General features: G+C 38.0%; 15 protein-coding genes and 1 tRNA gene. 12 read left to right on the plus strand and 4 right to left on the minus strand.

The genetic code is table 11. The features are described from left to right. Positions 1–203 precede the first annotated feature (203 nt). Positions 204–467 (minus strand): hypothetical protein, encoded by a 264-nt coding sequence (locus PCRYO_RS12010; protein WP_011514654.1) that lies wholly within the window; start codon positions 465–467, stop codon positions 204–206. A gap of 76 nt (positions 468–543) precedes the next feature. Beyond that, positions 544–1437, minus strand: coding sequence for a DNA/RNA non-specific endonuclease (locus tag PCRYO_RS12015; protein ID WP_226939314.1), 894 nt, complete (start codon positions 1435–1437; stop codon positions 544–546). Between the two features lie 223 nt (positions 1438–1660). Here PCRYO_RS12015 and PCRYO_RS12020 point away from each other — a divergent pair. Both PCRYO_RS12020 and PCRYO_RS12025 read left to right on the plus strand, forming a co-directional pair. Beyond that, positions 1661–1751 (plus strand) — tRNA-Ser (locus PCRYO_RS12020). Between the two features lie 283 nt (positions 1752–2034). After that, positions 2035–3393: a tyrosine-type recombinase/integrase gene (locus PCRYO_RS12025; protein WP_011514656.1), complete on the plus strand. Its 1359-nt coding sequence runs from the start codon at positions 2035–2037 to the stop codon at positions 3391–3393. 6 nt (positions 3394–3399) lie between these two features. On the opposite strand, the gene PCRYO_RS12030 is transcribed toward PCRYO_RS12025, so the two are convergent. Then, positions 3400–4323 carry a hypothetical protein gene (locus tag PCRYO_RS12030; RefSeq protein WP_011514657.1) on the minus strand — a complete coding sequence of 308 codons (924 nt, stop codon included), beginning with the start codon at positions 4321–4323 and terminating at the stop codon, positions 3400–3402. A 440-nt stretch (positions 4324–4763) separates the two neighbouring features. Here PCRYO_RS12030 and PCRYO_RS12035 point away from each other — a divergent pair, with 440 nt between their 5' ends. The 7 genes from PCRYO_RS12035 (at position 4764) to PCRYO_RS12065 (ending at position 11017) form a co-directional block, all read left to right on the plus strand. Next, positions 4764–5654, plus strand: coding sequence for an inovirus-type Gp2 protein (locus PCRYO_RS12035; protein WP_011514658.1), 891 nt, complete (start codon positions 4764–4766; stop codon positions 5652–5654). A 155-nt stretch (positions 5655–5809) separates the two neighbouring features. Next, a complete protein-coding gene (locus PCRYO_RS12040; RefSeq protein ID WP_011514659.1) occupies positions 5810–6100 on the plus strand; it encodes a hypothetical protein in 291 nt (96 codons plus the stop codon). A 49-nt stretch (positions 6101–6149) separates the two neighbouring features. Next, the gene (locus tag PCRYO_RS12045; protein WP_011514660.1) at positions 6150–7142 is read left to right on the plus strand and encodes a DUF932 domain-containing protein; all 993 of its coding nucleotides are present in this window, start codon (positions 6150–6152) and stop codon (positions 7140–7142) included. Between the two features lie 103 nt (positions 7143–7245). Beyond that, the gene (locus PCRYO_RS12050; protein WP_011514661.1) at positions 7246–8352 is read left to right on the plus strand and encodes a YqaJ viral recombinase family protein; all 1107 of its coding nucleotides are present in this window, start codon (positions 7246–7248) and stop codon (positions 8350–8352) included. A gap of 123 nt (positions 8353–8475) precedes the next feature. Next, the gene (locus tag PCRYO_RS12055; RefSeq protein ID WP_011514662.1) at positions 8476–9384 is read left to right on the plus strand and encodes a hypothetical protein; all 909 of its coding nucleotides are present in this window, start codon (positions 8476–8478) and stop codon (positions 9382–9384) included. A gap of 168 nt (positions 9385–9552) precedes the next feature. Further along, positions 9553–9813, plus strand: a complete 261-nt coding sequence (locus PCRYO_RS12060; protein WP_011514663.1) for a helix-turn-helix transcriptional regulator — start codon at positions 9553–9555, stop codon at positions 9811–9813. 313 nt (positions 9814–10126) lie between these two features. Next, complete coding sequence (locus tag PCRYO_RS12065; protein ID WP_011514664.1) at positions 10127–11017, plus strand: leucine-rich repeat domain-containing protein; 891 nt, start codon at positions 10127–10129, stop codon at positions 11015–11017. A 172-nt stretch (positions 11018–11189) separates the two neighbouring features. On the opposite strand, the gene PCRYO_RS12070 is transcribed toward PCRYO_RS12065, so the two are convergent. Then, a complete protein-coding gene (locus PCRYO_RS12070; protein WP_041753287.1) occupies positions 11190–11369 on the minus strand; it encodes a hypothetical protein in 180 nt (59 codons plus the stop codon). Between the two features lie 372 nt (positions 11370–11741). Here PCRYO_RS12070 and PCRYO_RS12075 point away from each other — a divergent pair, with 372 nt between their 5' ends. The 3 genes from PCRYO_RS12075 to PCRYO_RS12085 all read left to right on the plus strand — a co-directional run bounded on the left by PCRYO_RS12075 (position 11742) and on the right by PCRYO_RS12085 (position 17756). After that, entirely contained in the window at positions 11742–14609 is a 2868-nt protein-coding gene (locus PCRYO_RS12075) for a UvrD-helicase domain-containing protein (protein ID WP_011514665.1), read from the plus strand. A 580-nt stretch (positions 14610–15189) separates the two neighbouring features. After that, on the plus strand, positions 15190–17049 hold the full coding sequence (locus tag PCRYO_RS12080; RefSeq protein WP_011514666.1) for a DUF262 domain-containing protein: 1860 nt from the start codon (positions 15190–15192) through the stop codon (positions 17047–17049). A gap of 242 nt (positions 17050–17291) precedes the next feature. Next, entirely contained in the window at positions 17292–17756 is a 465-nt protein-coding gene (locus tag PCRYO_RS12085) for a hypothetical protein (protein ID WP_011514667.1), read from the plus strand. Positions 17757–17833: the final 77 nt, after the last annotated feature.

A 17833-nucleotide genomic window follows, 5' to 3' on the forward strand; every position in this document is an offset into this window, starting at 1 on the left:
CAACAATTTTTTATTACAGCTCAGTGGTACTATATTCAGTTTTCGCTCATTAGTACAGCAAATACCAAATGACCAATTTACTCTTTATAAAAAATCTGGACAGCATAAGCGTTGTCTTGACCCATTATAAGCAATTTTAAGAATTTGCCTAGTAATTTTTTTATAGTTTATTATTTCTATAAAATCAAAACTATATCAATAAGTTACAAGAAAGGATTGTCTATAATTTTGCCCGATTGGTCATCTTTTTCTTTTGACTTAGCCTCATCATTAATATAGAGACTTTTACTTTCGAAGGCGCTTAAAATTTTACCGCTAAGCTCATGCAGCTGCTTTGCCTGCTCATATCCAGTGTCATTTAAGACCAGATTAATGTCCCCATAAATAATAATTCTATCTTCTTGATTTTCAATCACCAGCTCACCAATTTGCATGCTTTGGTGGTTATTAGCAAATGGGTCAATCATTTAATCCCCCTTTTTTCATAAGTAGCATATTACAGGATGTATCAGAATCACACAGGTCCAGCAATATTTAAACGATCTATGTTTGCAATTGTGCCATGAGCCATTCAAAAATTGCTACTACGAATAGTATCCAAGCAGGCTCTTCTACCTCTGTGGTTGGTAGATCTATCGCTTCACCAGCCTTTAGCGGTAAATCCAGAGCTTGTACTTTAGTTTTTGCATCAAGTACCGGCAAGACGTCAATACCAATTTTAGACGTCAATTCGTCAATACTAATTATTTCTATACGCTCAGATTCGTCGTTTGGTGCATAGTAAACACCTGCTTGATTGATCGCTGGGATATAAACGGCTTTAAAGAAATGACTGGGCACCAGTACTCGCCCTGCTAGTTGCTTAGCTTTTTTATCAGTAAATGCAACCCCTGTGACAGTATAGACTTCACCATATTGCTGCGTTAAATAGCGAGTCGCCGATTCAATATTGCGCCAGATATAGCGATTATTACGTGGTGATTGCGGGGCTATATTAGCAAGGCTAAAGCTATCATACTGCTGACTTCGATTGGCCATGTCACCATTAGGCGCTAAATGTCCGCGGTCATAACCTGAGCCTGAATAGTCAGAGAGCTTGGCACGCATGGACTGTGGCAATCGGCTTTCTTCATGAAAGCTGTCTTCACGGTCGATTTGTTTGGCCTGCTGTAAACGCTTACGATCCAGATATTCTGCTGACCATAATGGTGTACGTGATATACCAGAATACATGACAGCGAAACCGTCCATACATAGTGCTTGGGTATTATTACTGAGCTTAGTATTGCTGAATTCAGGATAGACACCGCCATAAAATGATTGGCTGCATTGTGTGAAATCCTCAGCATGTGCCGTTGATACGCTTAAAACGGTAGCAATTATTACCGTTATCGTGCTGTTTTTTAGATTAAATCTTCGCTTAAAAACACTTCTCATGCAACTTTCAACCATTTATGCTTACTATTACGTATGCTCTATCCTAGCAGGCGTCTACCAATAAAGAAAGATACTGCGCACACCGTGACATTTTAAATGCTATCCGCTATACTAGGTCCTGCAAAAATCAGTGCCTGTATATCATATACAGTATTTAAAAGCTTGGAGTCCTAATCAGATTATCAATGGTCTGTGCAGTATTTAAGTGAGTATGACTCAAAACGGTGAAGTGGGTGAGTGGCTGAAACCGCACGCCTGGAAAGTGTGTATACGTTAATAGCGTATCGAGGGTTCGAATCCCTCCTTCACCGCCAATCTTAGTTATCCCCTGTTTTCCTAATCTGTCCCATCACATCCTAAACACTCCTTAAACCCTTTAACAGCAAGACTTCCAGTCTATGCTTACTGTCTATCCCTGTCCCAATCATTCCCATTCGAACCTATGTATCCCACGTGTTGTGTTGGTCTATCCGTTGGTCTATTATTCATATACGCCTCAATTAGACCAACATTCGATCTCAATCTATATGGCTTAGACCAACATAATCGTCTATAAGCTTTAAAAATATAGCTTGTAGGTATAAGGAATAGACCAACATGTTAAGTGATGCCAAAATTCGTAAGCTTAAGCCAACTGATAAATGCACCCCTTCTCGCCCAGACAAATATAGTGATCAACAAGGTTTACAATTACTGGTACGCAGCTCAGGAACGCGGACATGGGTAAGCGCATATCGCTTTGATGGTAAGCAGCAGAAAACTACTTTAGGTACATACCCACAAATGGGCTTGGCAGAAGCAAGAGTAGCTAACGCTGACATTAAAGCTTTAGTAGCCAATGGAATCAATCCAAAGAATAAAAAACGTCAAGACAAGCTTGCGAATGAGCAAGCTAAAACGTTCAATGATTATGCGGTTGAATGGCTAGAGGAGCGTGAGCGCAACGTAAAGCCTCGCACCTATCAGCAAGACTATAATCGCATGCACAAAGACGTTATACCTAGCTTTGAAGGCATTGCTTTAAAAGATGTGACGTTTGAAGATTGTAAATTAATGGCAGATAACATTGAAAGCAGGACTAATAATGAAGGGGCCTCACCACGAGAAGTAACCAGACGCACTATTGATCTTGTTGGGAATATTCTTAGAAGAGCCATGAGAGAGCGCCTAATCGAGGTAAATCATACAGATGGGCTTAAAGAGCTATATCCGAAAGCGAAGACTAAGCACATGAAACACGTTGAGCTTAGCGAGCTACCTAAGCTCTTACAAGACATTGAAGGCTATCATGGTCACGATCAAACTAGATTAGGTATGAAATTTCTAGCATATTCTTTCTGTCGTACTATCGAGCTAAGAATGATGAAGTGGGAGCATATTGATTTTCCTAACCGTCTCTGGCGTGTCGATATTGATAATCTTAAAATCGCGCGTAAGCATGTTGTTCCTTTATCAGATCAAATGCTAGCGGTTTTGGAGGAAATGAAGCACATCACTGGACAGTATGAATACGTTTTCTATCATACTGGTATGCACCAGCCTTATAGCGAAGAGTTCATCAATAACGCTTTAGACATTCTCGGATATGGAGGTAAACAAACTGGACATGGCTTCCGTCACATTGCCTCAACTAACCTAAACGAGCTGGGATACATGGGTGATGCTATTGAAAAGCAGATGGCGCACGACAAGAAAAGTAGCATCAGAGCTGTATATAACCATGCTCAACACTTAGAAGAACGACGCAAGATAATGCAAGTATGGGCGGACTTTTTAGACCTACTTAGAGACAAAGGCGAAGTCATAGACTTCCAGACAGCTCGGCAGCAGATTGAGAAGTCAATGATTGTGGAAAACCAAACATCCCTATCAGATTTAGATAGTGATGCTTTGATAAAGGCTTTGCAAAATAAAGGTCTAACCGGTGAAGATATAAAATCATTACTATCTCTATAGCAAAGGCTAATAAATTTCATTGCCATCCACATCAAGAAATTTTAAATTATATTCCGAGTTAATTAGAATATCGAGCATTGCAGTTTGAGATAACCTATTAACTTCAGCCATCTTCTCAAGTCTCGCATGTGTCTGGATGGTTAATGGTAAATGATAGCTTTTTTTTGTTTTACCAGCATCACGATATTTTTGTTGGCTCCAAGCTCGCTTCATCTTATCTATAATTATTTCTTTACGGTCGTTTGTTACATACTTATTACTATTGTTTATTGACGCTTCAGACAATGGGTAACTTATAATATCCAAAGAAGCTAAAACATGACTTCTTACTTCTTTTAGAGAAGCCTTATCTCTTATTATTTCATTATAGATACCAGTCTTTCTTAAATAATCCTTAGTCCACTCTATCTGCTCTTTGTTACTTTCACTTATCCACTTAGAATAATTATCTTTACTAGATATTGAAAACCAAATTCTTTCTATCTTACTCAACAGACTAATTTTAGAATCTATAGTATTTTCATTAATCTTATTATCGAAAAATCGATATACCTCCTCCATTAAATCATTACTATTAATATCAAACCAGTTATAACCATTTTCTAAATATAGAATGCTCAAAGTAAATATTTGACCTCTTAAATTATTTATAAGCCAATTAAACTCTCTATCCGGTATTACCTTATAAGTCATTTTCGAATAAGCGTCTTCAACGTAATCTCTGAATTTATCATCACTTGATAACTGCGCAATAAACTCTTCATGTCGGTTGGTTGAACCAACACTAGAAAATCTAATGTTCTCATTAGAAGATAAATACTCTTGCATCCAAATAACTTGCCTTTTTGTTAAAGACCTAACATTTTTATCAAAGTATGATTTATTATTGAATTCTCTTTGACGTTTTTCATTACTATAATTTATAGACATACAACGACCTTTTTGTTATAAATTGTTAATATCACTAGTGATATTTTAGTATAATAGCTTACGTATTCTAATAATCATTATATAGTAATAAAGTATTATTTAAGATGATTTTCCATAATATTTTGATAGATTTTATGCCACCCTTCGCTAAGGAATATAAGAGTTCTGCCTTTGAAATCACCCTAATATAGCTAATATATAAATATCAGGTAACTTTCCCTCATAACACTCCTAAGTAAGCAATCATTTCCTCCTAGGCTAGTATGTAAAATCTCTAGTCTAGACTTATAAAAGGCAATACTAAACGAAAAATAATAGCTTGGTATTATAATATCAAATAACTAGGTAGTAATAAGCTAAGAGATTAGCTCTTAGCTACTGATATTATAAAAATACTTATTCATATAACCCTATGAGTCATTAATCTTATAGGTGAAATAATGCTACATCCATTTATCAATCAATCTAAAATTACTAACGACGTTGATAGACTTGTTAAAAACTTGCTATTCAATAATCTTAGCTCTAAACACTTTCAAGATCAACTGAACGAATTATATCGTCCATTCATGTATATGCATTACTCAAATTATTCTTTAAATTACTCTCAATCTATTAACGCACTTATGGACAGCTCCATTATGTTTATTGGCGCTGAGCATCCCTGCAATGTTATTTGGGAATACGACATGACTCAAAATCTAATTACAGAGCTTTTGAAATATAAGGATAAAATTAGTACAGAGCGTTATAACTGGCTTTATCAAGAAAAAAGAAACAAAGAAAGCTTAGATCTTTACTTTAAAAACCTAATTGAAAGAAGATCAAGAGTATTGGTTATCTTTATCGAGCTTAAATATTTAAAAGACCAACGTCATAATGTAAATATTCACAGTTTTCATAATCATATGAAAAAACTCAGAAAACTTATCAGTAAGAGGAACTCTTGTTTTAAACACTTAACTGGTTATGCATGGGCATTAGAACAAGGTTATAAAAACGGTGGTTTTCATTGCCATTTAGTTCTAACTTACGATAATTCAAAAAAGTACTCTGACTGGCTTATAGCTAAAACGATAGGTGAGAAATGGCAAGAGATCACAGAGGGCGTCGGTACTTATCATAGTTCTCACGATTCTGAGACTAAGCGTAATTTTGAGATGAAAGGTAAATTAGGTGTTGGTAGAATACGCCGTGATAACCCTCAAGAGGTTGAGAACGCTTTTACTGTAGCAAGGTATCTAACAAAGACTGATAAATACGATCAAAAACTCAAAGTGTGGTTGCCTAAAATGCAAACATTTGGACATGGTGAATTCAAGGAAGAATAGAGGCTTATCTAAATAGTAAAATAATTTCAGATATATATTATTCCCATGAGAGCAGTCAGGGAGCATTGCTCTCCTGACGGTTTAACCCAATCCATCCTAATTAAAGGTCTGCTTAATCGCAGGCCTTTTTTATGCGCTTAATTTAAGGAGCTTATATGCAAACAATCTGTCCTTACTGTCACTCATCAAGGGTGATGAACAATATGGATATTGGCAATCCATTTAGTATCTTTGAACAGCTGTGTACGCCAGCAGCGTTATCTGGTCTTGGTGTGAGCATCTGTAGGTATTACAAAATCAATTCCGCTATCGGTGTAGTAGTAGGCACGGCCCTTGCCTCTGCGATCAGCTTGGCTAAAGATAAGCTACAGCAGCCACCTTTGATCACTCTGGCAGCAAGACCTAGTTATACCTGTAATACCTGCTCAAAAACTTTCAGCATTTAACTTGTCTATATAACCAATAACTCTAATCAAATCTAAAAGGACAATTATCATGGCACATTTAATCGAAACAATGGCATACGTCGGCGAAACCCCTTGGCATGGCTTAGGTAACGAGCTGTCCCCTAAGCAGCCTATCGAGGTTTGGGCTAAGCAAGCTGGGCTTGATTGGCGTATTGAATCCTCAGACGTCAGCTACATGGCAAACAATGACAAAGGGCATAACCTGATTCTGCCCTTTGCTGAGCAGAAGGTGTTGTACCGCTCTGATAACTTTGAGCCGTTATCAGTCGTTAGTCAGCGTTATCAAGAAGTGCAGCCGCGTGAGATTCTGGAATTCTATCGTGATCTTACCGAGCAGTCTGACTTTGAATTGGAAACAGCAGGTGTCTTAAAGGGAGGTCGCAAGCTATGGGCATTAGCCCGTACAGGCCAGTCAGCAACGCTTAAGGGGAAAGATGTCAGTAATGGCTATCTGTTACTTGCAACGGCTTGTGATGGCACTCTGGCGACCACAGCACAGTTCACATCGATACGTGTGGTCTGCAATAACACTTTAGCAATTAGCTTAGCGGACGGAAGCGGTGGCGTGGTGAAAGTACCGCATAGCACCTCCTTTGATGCCGACAAGGTGAAGCAGCAATTAGGTGTGTCGGTCAAACAGTGGAATCAACACAGCTACGAGATGAAGCAATTGTCTGAGCGCCGTGTCACTCAAGCGGAAGCGGCTAATTATCTTAGCCGAGTCTTCAATGATCAGGACAATAACATCATTTTATTTAACAGCGCTAAGAAAGAGAAAGACGCTGTACCAAACGCAAAAGCGATGAATAAGGTGATGCAGATGTTTAATGGTCAAGGACGCGGAGCAGATCTTGATGCAGCTCGTGATACGGCTTATGGTTTGCTGTGTAGCATTACGGAGTATGTCGATCATGAACGTCGAGCAATGAATACAGACAACCGACTCAACTCAGCATGGTTCGGTGCTGGCGCTAAGCTCAAACAAAAGGGTTTAGAGGAATCGCTGCTGATGCTTGCTTAATTATCGATGCTTAAAATATGACAACACAACCAACCACGCCTTTGAGCGTGGTTTTTTTATACCGTTTATTTAACCAATAATAAATCTAACGAAGGAGTTCATCATGAACACAATCGCATTGAACCATATCGCTCAGCTCAGACAAACCAAGCGTACAACCGTTAAGGTGAAAGCGCCTATGGCGACCAAAGCCAATATAGATACTGAAACAGTAAAGCCGTCTACCAATCAATCAACCACCGCAAAACGTCTGGTCAATACCAAAACCCTCAGTCATGAGGACTGGCTTGAGGTACGTAAGCAAGGTATTGGTAGCTCTGACGCTGCCGCAGCTTGTGGAATACACCCTTACTTATCGATGCTTGAGCTGTGGATGATTAAGACCGGTCGTTTGCATTCACACTTGGATGACGATATTGATGGCTACTCACCATTGTACTGGGGCAATACACTAGAGCCGATGGTGGCTAAATATTATCAACAGCACACAGGCAACAAGGTTCGCCGTGTGAATGCCATCTTGCAGCATCCTGATCCTGACAATCACTTTATGCTGGCAAACTTAGACTACGCGATAACAGGAAATGAGAAGGTGCAGATTCTAGAGTGTAAAACCGCAGGGGAACATGGTGCCAAGCTGTGGAAGCATGGCGTACCGTTGTATGTGACGTGCCAAGTGCAGCATCAATTAGCAGTCACGGGTAAGCAAGCTGCACATATCTGCGTGCTGCTATGTGGTCATGAAGCAAAGATTTATAAAGTTGAGCGTGACGAGCGCTTGATTGCCTCCATCATTGAGCATGAGCGGTTATTTTGGCAATATGTGGAAACCGACACTCCACCAACGCCTGATCATAGTGAGTCAGCAGCGAGAGCCTTAAAACAACTTTATCCAACCCCTGAGCCGTCAAGCAAAGTTGATCTGCGAGAAGATGACGGAGCCAATAAGTTGTTTGAGCAATTGCTGAGCTACCGTGACTATATGCAAGAGTTAGAGCAGCGTCATGACCAAGTGAAGCACCAGCTGCAAAGCTTAATTCAAGATAATGAGATTGCGGTATTCGAGAAAGGCGCTATATCTTGGAAGCGCTCTAAGGACAGCATTAGCCTCGATAGCAAGGCACTAACCAAAGCGCATCCTGAGTTGCTCGAGCAATTTAGTAAAACTCGTCAAGGCAGTCGTCGCTTTGTAATCCTTAACGATAACTAAGCCAATAATTCGTTATCAACCATAATCCGTAAATTAATCCACTCAATCAAATAAGCGCATAAACGCCCACCCGTTATAGGTGGGCTTTTTTATGGCTAAATAAAACACATAAGGAATATCACCATGATTAAAGGTCTCACTATAACCCCACCAGTTTTAGGACGTATCAGCATTGGACGTGTCATTGTAAAGGATGGCAAGCGTCTACCTGCCAAAGACGATCAATTCACCATCACCAGCCAAGTTCAAAATAAGGACGGCTGGATCAATCACCCACTAGACGAGAAGCTACGCGAAAACAGCAACGGCAAACTCAGACAAATACCGGTACGCATGCTGTTTAATGATCCTGAACTAAACTTACGTGCTGAGTACACGCTATTTGATAGACAGACCGGACGCCCACTATGCGTAGGCGACGGTGAGCAATGTCAGCGACGCACAAACAAAGGCGTTGAAAACCATCCATGCCCATCACCTGATCGCTGTCCATTGGCACAAGGCGGTGCTTGTAAACCTTATGGAAGGCTCTATGTGAATCTGTCTGAGGATGATGAACTTGGCACGTTCATCTTTCGGACAACTGGCTTTAATAGTATTCGTACGCTTGCCGCAAGGCTGAGCTACTTTGCAGCAGTATCAGGCAATAAACTGTCATGTCTGCCATTACAGCTTACCTTGAGAGGCAAAAGTACGACACAAAGCTATCGCACGCCGATTTACTTTGTTGATTTAACACTGCGTGATGGCATCACACTCAAGCAAGCGGTGCAAGATGCACAAGCGATAGATGCGGAGCTGAGTGAGCATGGCTTTGATCAAGCAGCATTAGAGCAAGCTGCGAAACAAGGATATGTGAATTCATGCTTTGAGGTCGATGGCGATGATTTAGCAGAAGTCGCTGAGGAGTTTTATCCGATGGAAACAGACGCAGCTAGCAATCAGCAAAATAACTCTAAGAGTGAATTCCCCATTAATACAGTAGCTAGTATTGAGCAAGGTCTACGGCAAAGTGTGACGGCTGTGAGTTGATACTGCTAAGCGTATACAGAGCATATAAAGGAGCTGATTAATTCAGCTCCTTTTTTTCGTGAATTAAATAAGAGTAAACAATCGGACTGCATGGGATGCCGTAAAAAAATATAGGACTGGGTAACTGTATGAGAGGAAACGCTCTCAATAACTTACAAGGAGCTAATCGTGGAAAATTTAAATATTAATAACCAAAATAACGCAGCTAACCTAAGTGCTTTACTCATACCAAGAATGGTGCCACTAAAAGATGTCGTCTACTTCACTGCGCTTAGTAGTACAACTATTTACGACATGTTAGATAAAAGATCTAGTCGTTATGACCCAACTTTCCCTCGTCAAGTTAAATTATCAAAAGGCAGAGTAGCTTGGGTTGAGAGTGAAATTACACAATGGTTAGAGTCCAAGATGGCAGATAGGGTTCACTAGGTAGCAATACAAGAATAAGTCACTTTAATTGGCTTATTTTTTTCTTCCTAACGTGATTAGTATTAACCCAAAAACCTATCTCGACATACGCATTAAGATGTAATTACATACCTGACCAATATAATTTTAACCCCTTAAATACAACTAAACCTTCCTGACGCATTTTTTGTAAAAACTCCCTGCTCTATATTCCAATGCTTTTTATATAACAGTTTTAAGCGTTTTATGACAAGTGTTGAAATGAGTGTAAAAGAGTGGATAAAAAATACACTAAAGAATCGTAGCAAAAGGTTAAAAACAACGAGAGTAAGCCATGCAATTATCTAAACGTGAGCATATAGCCCTTGAGCTATTGAAAACTAAAAACTTTTCTACAAAAAAATCTTTTAAACTTGCTGATGAATTCAGCATCTCTTCACTTGATGTTGATCATCCTATTTCAGAAGACTGTGACCTTAAGAAAATATGGCAATGGGCAGATGAGTTTAATATCCCTGAAAGCGAGATTCCTCGTAATAAAGATCAGTTGCTATCAATGAGTCATTTGCAAATACTAAGAGATTACGATGGTAATTCTCGCTGCCTAACCTACTTGCCTGAAGCTATTGGGATACTAGTCAATTTAAAGCAAATTCATTTATTAAATCATGAGCTAACTAAACTACCTGATAGCATTGGTAACTTAAAGAAGCTAATGTTCATATCTGTTGATCGTAACAATCTAACAGAATTACCTGATAGCATATGCAAACTTAGAAAATTACAAGTTCTCACTGCAACAAGAAATTCGTTAATTAAGTTACCTAATGAAATTGGGAGCTTAATGAGTTTGCAACTAATTGAACTAGCAGGCAATAAACTGAATAAACTACCATCTAGTATTACTCATTTGACTGAGCTAGAAATACTTGACATTAGATGGAATCGACTAACTGAGCTACCCGATACTATAGGTCAGCTATCAGAATTACAAGAACTTCACATTGAAGAAAACTTCCTAACGAATCTGCCTGATAGCATTGGTGAGCTATCCTACCTAGAAGAGATTCACTTTGACAATAATCATATAACAAGAGTTCCTGAAGGTATCTGCAATCTTAAAAGAATTAATACCTTAGTCTTGGATAATAGCATATTCGAGAATTCGTCTAATTCAGTTAAGGGTTTTTTAAATGGCATAGAGAGTTTTGAGAAAAAATTATAGTGATAAGACCTAACTAATATAAAAAGGCGAGTCAATCTAAATGACTCGCCTTTTATCATAACTTCTCTAACAAAATTATGAGTCGCAACAGCTTTCAAAAGTCCTTTGAATAAACACAGCTGAAGGCTTCGAGAGCATAAACCTAAGCTATTATAAGTAGGTTTTAGAAGAACTATTCTCCTGGTTTGGTATCAATATGTGCACCAGGTGGTAGACCTTCTAACAACGGTTCATCAAACGTACCACTTTCTATTTGCTTTGCAATCAAATCACTCTTTTGTTGCTGTTGATTTGGGGTAAGACTTTCATCATGATTGACTTTATTTCCATTCTCATCATACTCTTCGATCATTGTACTGTCCTTATACTAATTAGATAAGGAAGCAGTATTAGATGATAGAAACAATATTTCAAGTGTTTTTTACACTCATCTTCTGATTAATTTTTCAATAGACTGTATTCTTGCAAAAGCACCACTGCTAATAACATAAAACAAAATATTAACAATGGCCTATGCGAGACATCTGTTGGATTACATGAAGCAAAAAACTCAAGTGATCTAGTCGCAAAGAAAAATATTCACCCCCAAACCAAGTACATGAATTATGGTCATTTTTTTAGCTCGTTACTGAAGTTTTTTATTCTTTTACTATAGACTGTATGCTCAGATTAAGGCGCATTCAAATAGACAAATATTTATTTTAGATACATGTGAGTAAGAAAGATGAGAGAGATTATTACCGTTGATCAATTAAATTTTAATTTTCTTGGCAAGATTTTTGGTAAAAAAGGCATCCGTCTGACAGAGCAAGGCTTGCTTATAGACACTAAAAAAGGACCAACTGAGCTCATCTCTTTCGCTGAAGTTAAGAAGTTTGCTTATATTGAAGAAGGATTCTTTGGCGCAACTCTATTTGTTCACAACAATCAATCATTGCGAGAACACAAATTTTTATCCAAAACTAACTCTACAGCGTTTTTAGAGTCTATCAACAAAAAGATTGCTCACTCATTACAACCCCATCTCCTTAACTTAATTGAAGATTTTAACCTTCGAGTTTTGAGTAACTACCCTAGAGATTCTAAAATAGAACCAATTAAGTCATTAGCAGATGAGCTGTCTATATTTTATAAAGATGCTAGGGTGCCATGGGATTACTTTAGCAACCCTAATCTGTTTAGCGAAGTTGAGAAGATACACAACCTCTGCCCTATCAAACAAGAAACCTTAGGCGCGTATCATGAAAAAATCAATCTAGAACGAAGAAAGTCTTTTTTTGATAGCGTAGAGTCAAACCCGTTGACTGATGAGCAAAGACTAGGTGTACTTCGCTCTAATGATAAGAACATGGTACTGGCTGCTGCTGGCACAGGCAAAACCTCTGTAATAGTTGCCAAGGCCCTCGACCTTATTGATAGGGGACTAGCAGCACCTCAAGAGATTCTAGTTCTGGCTTACAATAAATCAGCTGCTGAAGAGTTAAAAAAACGGCTTGCTGATAAAGCTGAGAACTCAGGCATCGTATTAACTGAATCCCCTCAAATTTCAACATTTCACGCTTTAGGTAGAAAAATCCTAGGGGATTCTGGTATCTCAACCTATATGAGCGTCTTCACTGAAGACAGCTTAAAGCTTGGTGCGTGGGTAACAGAGTGGCTAATAGAGTATTTAACACAAGATCCCAAAAGAATGGTCGATTTTATATCGCTATTCCCAGAACCTGTGAATCCTTTCGACTTTAAGACTCAAGAAGAGTATGAGCGGCATATCAGAGACAATGAGTTTAGAACTCTCCAAGGCGAGTTGGTCAAAGGGTATCAGGAACTCAGGATAGCTAACTGGCTGGCTATTCATAAGATCGCATACGAATATGAAGCGCGTTATATCAGTAAGCGTAGAATTGACATAGGTTTTGACTACCAACCTGATTTTCATATATCGGACTCTAATATTTACATCGAGCACTTCGGCATTGATAGGCATGGTAATACTCGACCAGATATTGATAAGCAAGCATATGACGATTCTATAGATAGCAAACGTAAACTGCATAAAGAGCTTGAAACAGTTTTAGTGGAAACATTCCATTATGACTGGACTGAAGATGCACTCGAAGCTCGTCTTGAAGAACGACTGGCTGCTGTTGGGGTTATTCCTGATAAAAACTCAGTTGAAGAGGCTTCAAAAGAATTACTCTCTAAACTCAAGGAAGGCAATCAAATTGCCACTTGGAGCAAAATGCTTATTAAGGCTTTACAAGCCACTCGATTTGAAAGGCTCAATGAAAACTCAATACTTGATAGACTAGAAAAAGCCGGCATCTCACAAGCAAAGAAAAAGACACGCATTCTGACTGACTTGCACAACGCGTATGTTGAAGAGCTTGTAGCTACTGATTCAATTGACTTTGACGATATGATTATTCGTGCAATCGCAGTTGTAGATAATGGTCAATATAAACCTCAATGGAGATATATTCTTGTTGATGAGTTTCAAGATATATCAGCTTCTCGGATGGAGTTTGTTAATAGTATTATTGAGAAAGGTCCTGATCCCTCATTAACCGTTGTCGGTGATGATTGGCAGTCTATCTATCGATTTTCAGGTGGTAAACTTGAGCTCACCACTAGATTCAATGAGTTGGTTGGACCACACACGCTAACAATGCTCCAAAAGACCTTTCGCTATAACAATAGCATTGCTGATACTGCTGGGACGTTCATCATGGAGAACCCTGAGCAGTATCAGAAACACATCAAAACACACGACGTGATTAATGAACCACAAGTATATTTACTAGATGATAAGACTGGTGAAGAGAATGGTCTCTATAGTAGAGTAGCTGAGGTTGTCAGCAAGATTAGAGCAAATGACCCTGAGGGTTCAATAGCGATTATTGCTAGGTATAATTATTTGCTAAAAGATTCACGTGATTTTCTTGGTAAAGAAAATTCAAAAGGCATCCATTTTTGGAGCTTTCACAAATCTAAAGGGCTTGAAGCTGACTATTGCATCTTAATTGGGTTTTTCCAAGGGAAAAGCGGCTTCCCTAATGGAAACCGCGAGGACGCTATTCCAGAAGCCCTACTTCCAACATTAGACTCATTCCCTCATTCTGAAGAACGACGTTTGCTGTATGTTGGTATAACGCGCTGTAAAAAGAAATCGTATATTATTGCTAGTCCCACAGCGCCCTCAGAATTTGTTCTTGAATTACTGGCTCCCAAATATGACATCAACATTTTCTCTAAATCATTTCAAGAACGCCATAGAAAGATATTTAAATGCCCTAACTGCGTAAACGGCTACCTACGCTTAATCAAAGGGCAGTATGGCAGTTTCTATAGCTGTAGTTCTGGAAAAGGTTGTTCGGTAGGTAAGGCGCGCGTCTGCACGAAGTGTGAGGCACCATCTGTTGATAGAGAACATGAAAGCTTATGCAACAATAGAGACTGTGGCAATTCAATGAAAATCTGTAATAAATGCGGTCGTCCCATGAAAATGCGTGAAAGCAAGTTTGGTAAATTCTGGGGCTGTAGCGGATATGGTATTCCTGATGATCAATGTAAAAATACAATCAAGATTCGCTAAGCAATATCTCAGTATTACAACCTGTTACTTAATCAGTTCATTATATTAATCGTCAAAAACTATTAGGTTTTTAGGTTAAGGCAAGAAAGTAACAGGAACGCTATGCACAAAAAAGTGCTCACGGTTATGATACTCGGCAATATGACAAGGCTCAGGCATTGATTAATCATCAATGCCTTTTTTAAAGATTTTCCTAAATACGAATTGATTATAGAATAGTTTTAATAAACTAAATCCTGATTGGCTTATTATTATTTTCAACTTAAAAAAAGACTATTTTTACCGTACAGGCCTTATTAAATAAGGATTTCAGCCTCTCTCTAGATAAAGGTGTATTTTTATATTTATAACGTTTTTTAGTAAAATACCTAGACTTAGATAATTAACACCTACAGAAGATTGATTGAAATTTACCTGTGCAAAAATACAGATAATTGTATTGAAGTTTATTGTTTAGGGATGTTTGTTAATAGTGAGTATAATTCTTTTACTCTAACTTGATAGCTAGATTCACCTTCTGGCTTTAGACCATGACGCTAATGTAAAGTCATAAAAATTTCAGAGAAATATAAGGATAAACATGAAGATTGATGCAGATGTCTTTAGTATTCAAGAGCTTGAAAAATACTATTTTGTAGTTCCAGACTATCAAAGGGAATATGTCTGGGAAGCAGATAAACATATTTATCAGTTTTTAGTTGATATAGACGAAGAATTTGAAGCCAATTCTCACGATCAACAAAGCTATTTTATCGGCTCAATCATTGTTGTAAAAAAAGACAGTAAATACGATGTCATTGACGGTCAACAACGTTTAACGACTATTGTCATTAGCTTATGTGCAATGCGTAATATCCTAGAAGACTTACAAAAAAAGGGGCAGCTTACTGACATGAGCAGTAGCATCCTAGATATTATAAAAGGTTGGCTCTTTAAGTTTGACTTGAAGACTAAGTCTACACTTTCTCGCCTTGAGCTACAGTATGATGAAAGCAATGGGTACTTAGAAACTATAATCCAAAAAAAGACATATGAAGGTGAAATAACTAATTCAATCCAAAAGATGCAAAAAGCATATAATCGTATTTTTAAACATCTACAAGACTACTTAAATCAAGGGGTAGAGCGTTTCGAGGAATATACCCAATATTTTTTAACGAATGTTAACGTTGTCGTAATTGAATCGGATAACCTAGGTAGCGCGCTTAAAATATTTGAGACGATTAACCAACGTGGCGCTGGTCTAAATGCAATGGATTTAGTTAAGAACCTGATGTTTAGTAAAGCTAATGCTGACGACTTTGAAACTATCAAAACCAAGTGGAAGCAAATTACTAATGATCTCCAAGCTTGTGATGAAGGGGATAAACCGTTACGTTTTTTAAGATACTTTATGATTGCACGTTATCATAATGGCATCATTCGTGAAGATGATTTGTACTCGTGGATCATATCTAAAGAAGGTAAGGATAAACTACAGTATGAGACCAAGCCGCTAAACTTAGTGAATGAAATGGCTATAGCAGCTAAACGTTACAGCCATTTAGTACAAGCCACAAATAGCGATAGCAGTAATATAGGTATTAATAAATACCCTAATGTAGTCAAGATTGGTTATATAAACAAACAACGCTCACGTCAGCATTTAATGTTATTGATGGCATTGGACTTGAATTGTAATGACGATGTAGTTAACTATTTAGCTCAGCAAATCGAAAGCTTCTTATTTTTCTCTAATACTCTTAAGATTCAAACTAACAGTTATGAGAGGCGTTTTACAGACTGGGCTATAAAATTACGCGGAAAGCGTAATATAGAGGAAGTCGTAAACCTTGTTGATGAAGCTGTCATACCCTTTCTAAGAGGCTATTTATCTGACTTCAAAAATAGTTTTTTGCAGATAAGACACTATGACTATAATCCACAATATCGAGAGCGCTATATTTTAGGTTGCCTAAATACTGAACTATGCAAACAAGCGGGACTAACTCCGCTTAGTCAAGACAACATACAAAAGCTTCAAATTGAACACATTCTCCCACAAACCTTAATTAATTTAGATGCAAGTGATGAGTTTGGCGAAGAAGAACGCGACAAATATACCTTCATGCTGGGTAATACCACTTTACTTGAGAGTCAAATCAATCAAGCTATTAACAATTGCAACGATCTGTCCACTGATTGGTTTGGAATGAAGCAAGCAGAGTATATACACTCCAATTTTGTGCTGACTAAATTATTAAATGATCAATATGCTATTGGCAAAAATACTGGTCTGAATCGCCTAAAGAATAAGCTAAACTGCCAGTTTGATGAATGGACTAAGACGTCAATTGAGCAAAGACAGCAAATGCTAATGGAGCTAGCCTTTGATCACTGGCAGCTTAATGGCAAGCGTTTAGATGAGTATGACAGAGCAAGTACTGTAAATAATATATAGATGTGATTTATTTGAATGCACAAAAACAAGTCACTTCTAATTAGTGGCTTTTTTATGAATCAAATTTGTAAGATAGTAACTAGTGTATTTTACTGTGAGTATGCTTTTTAAGGTTGTATATCGAAGCTTAGAGAAGCCATGCAGATAAATTCCTGCTAGTTAAAACAATAATATAGTTAACTTTTCTATAAAAAGCGTATCAGCATAATATTTTAACTGATTCACTGTTAAGGCGGATATTAATGGGATTAGAAAAAAAGATAGCATTAAACATCTCTAAAGAGCTCTCTAATAAACTGTCAAAGAAAATAGCTGGACAGACTATCAGGTGGATGCAAAGTCAAAGCACTACAATAGATCTAGGCTGCCTCGAAAATCTCTGGGATGATGTTTGTTACCAGTGTCAAGGGGGATCACGAACCTACTCATGGAATCAATATGATTTTGCGGTTGTGACATATGTCATATCACGGCTTGAAGAGCTCAGTGAATATGAAGCTAATGCAATCTGGTTACAAACTGAATATGCCTATGATCATCTAGTCGATATGGAAGACGGTGGTGTAAGCATAGATAGTAGTTTCACACCAATGAACTCATCGCCCTATGTAGATGACATAGCAAAATATATTGCTCATAAATATATTTATGAGCAGGCAGCCAGTTGGCATAACGATAGACTCCGACAAGCTCTCGGATACGATTAAAGGAACTGCACTGGTCAAGCCTTGAATCTTTACTAAAAAGTGTGTAATCGCTTATAACTCACTAACTGGAGAATAAG

This window comes from Psychrobacter cryohalolentis K5 (assembly GCF_000013905.1).
GTDB lineage: Bacteria > Pseudomonadota > Gammaproteobacteria > Pseudomonadales > Moraxellaceae > Psychrobacter > Psychrobacter cryohalolentis.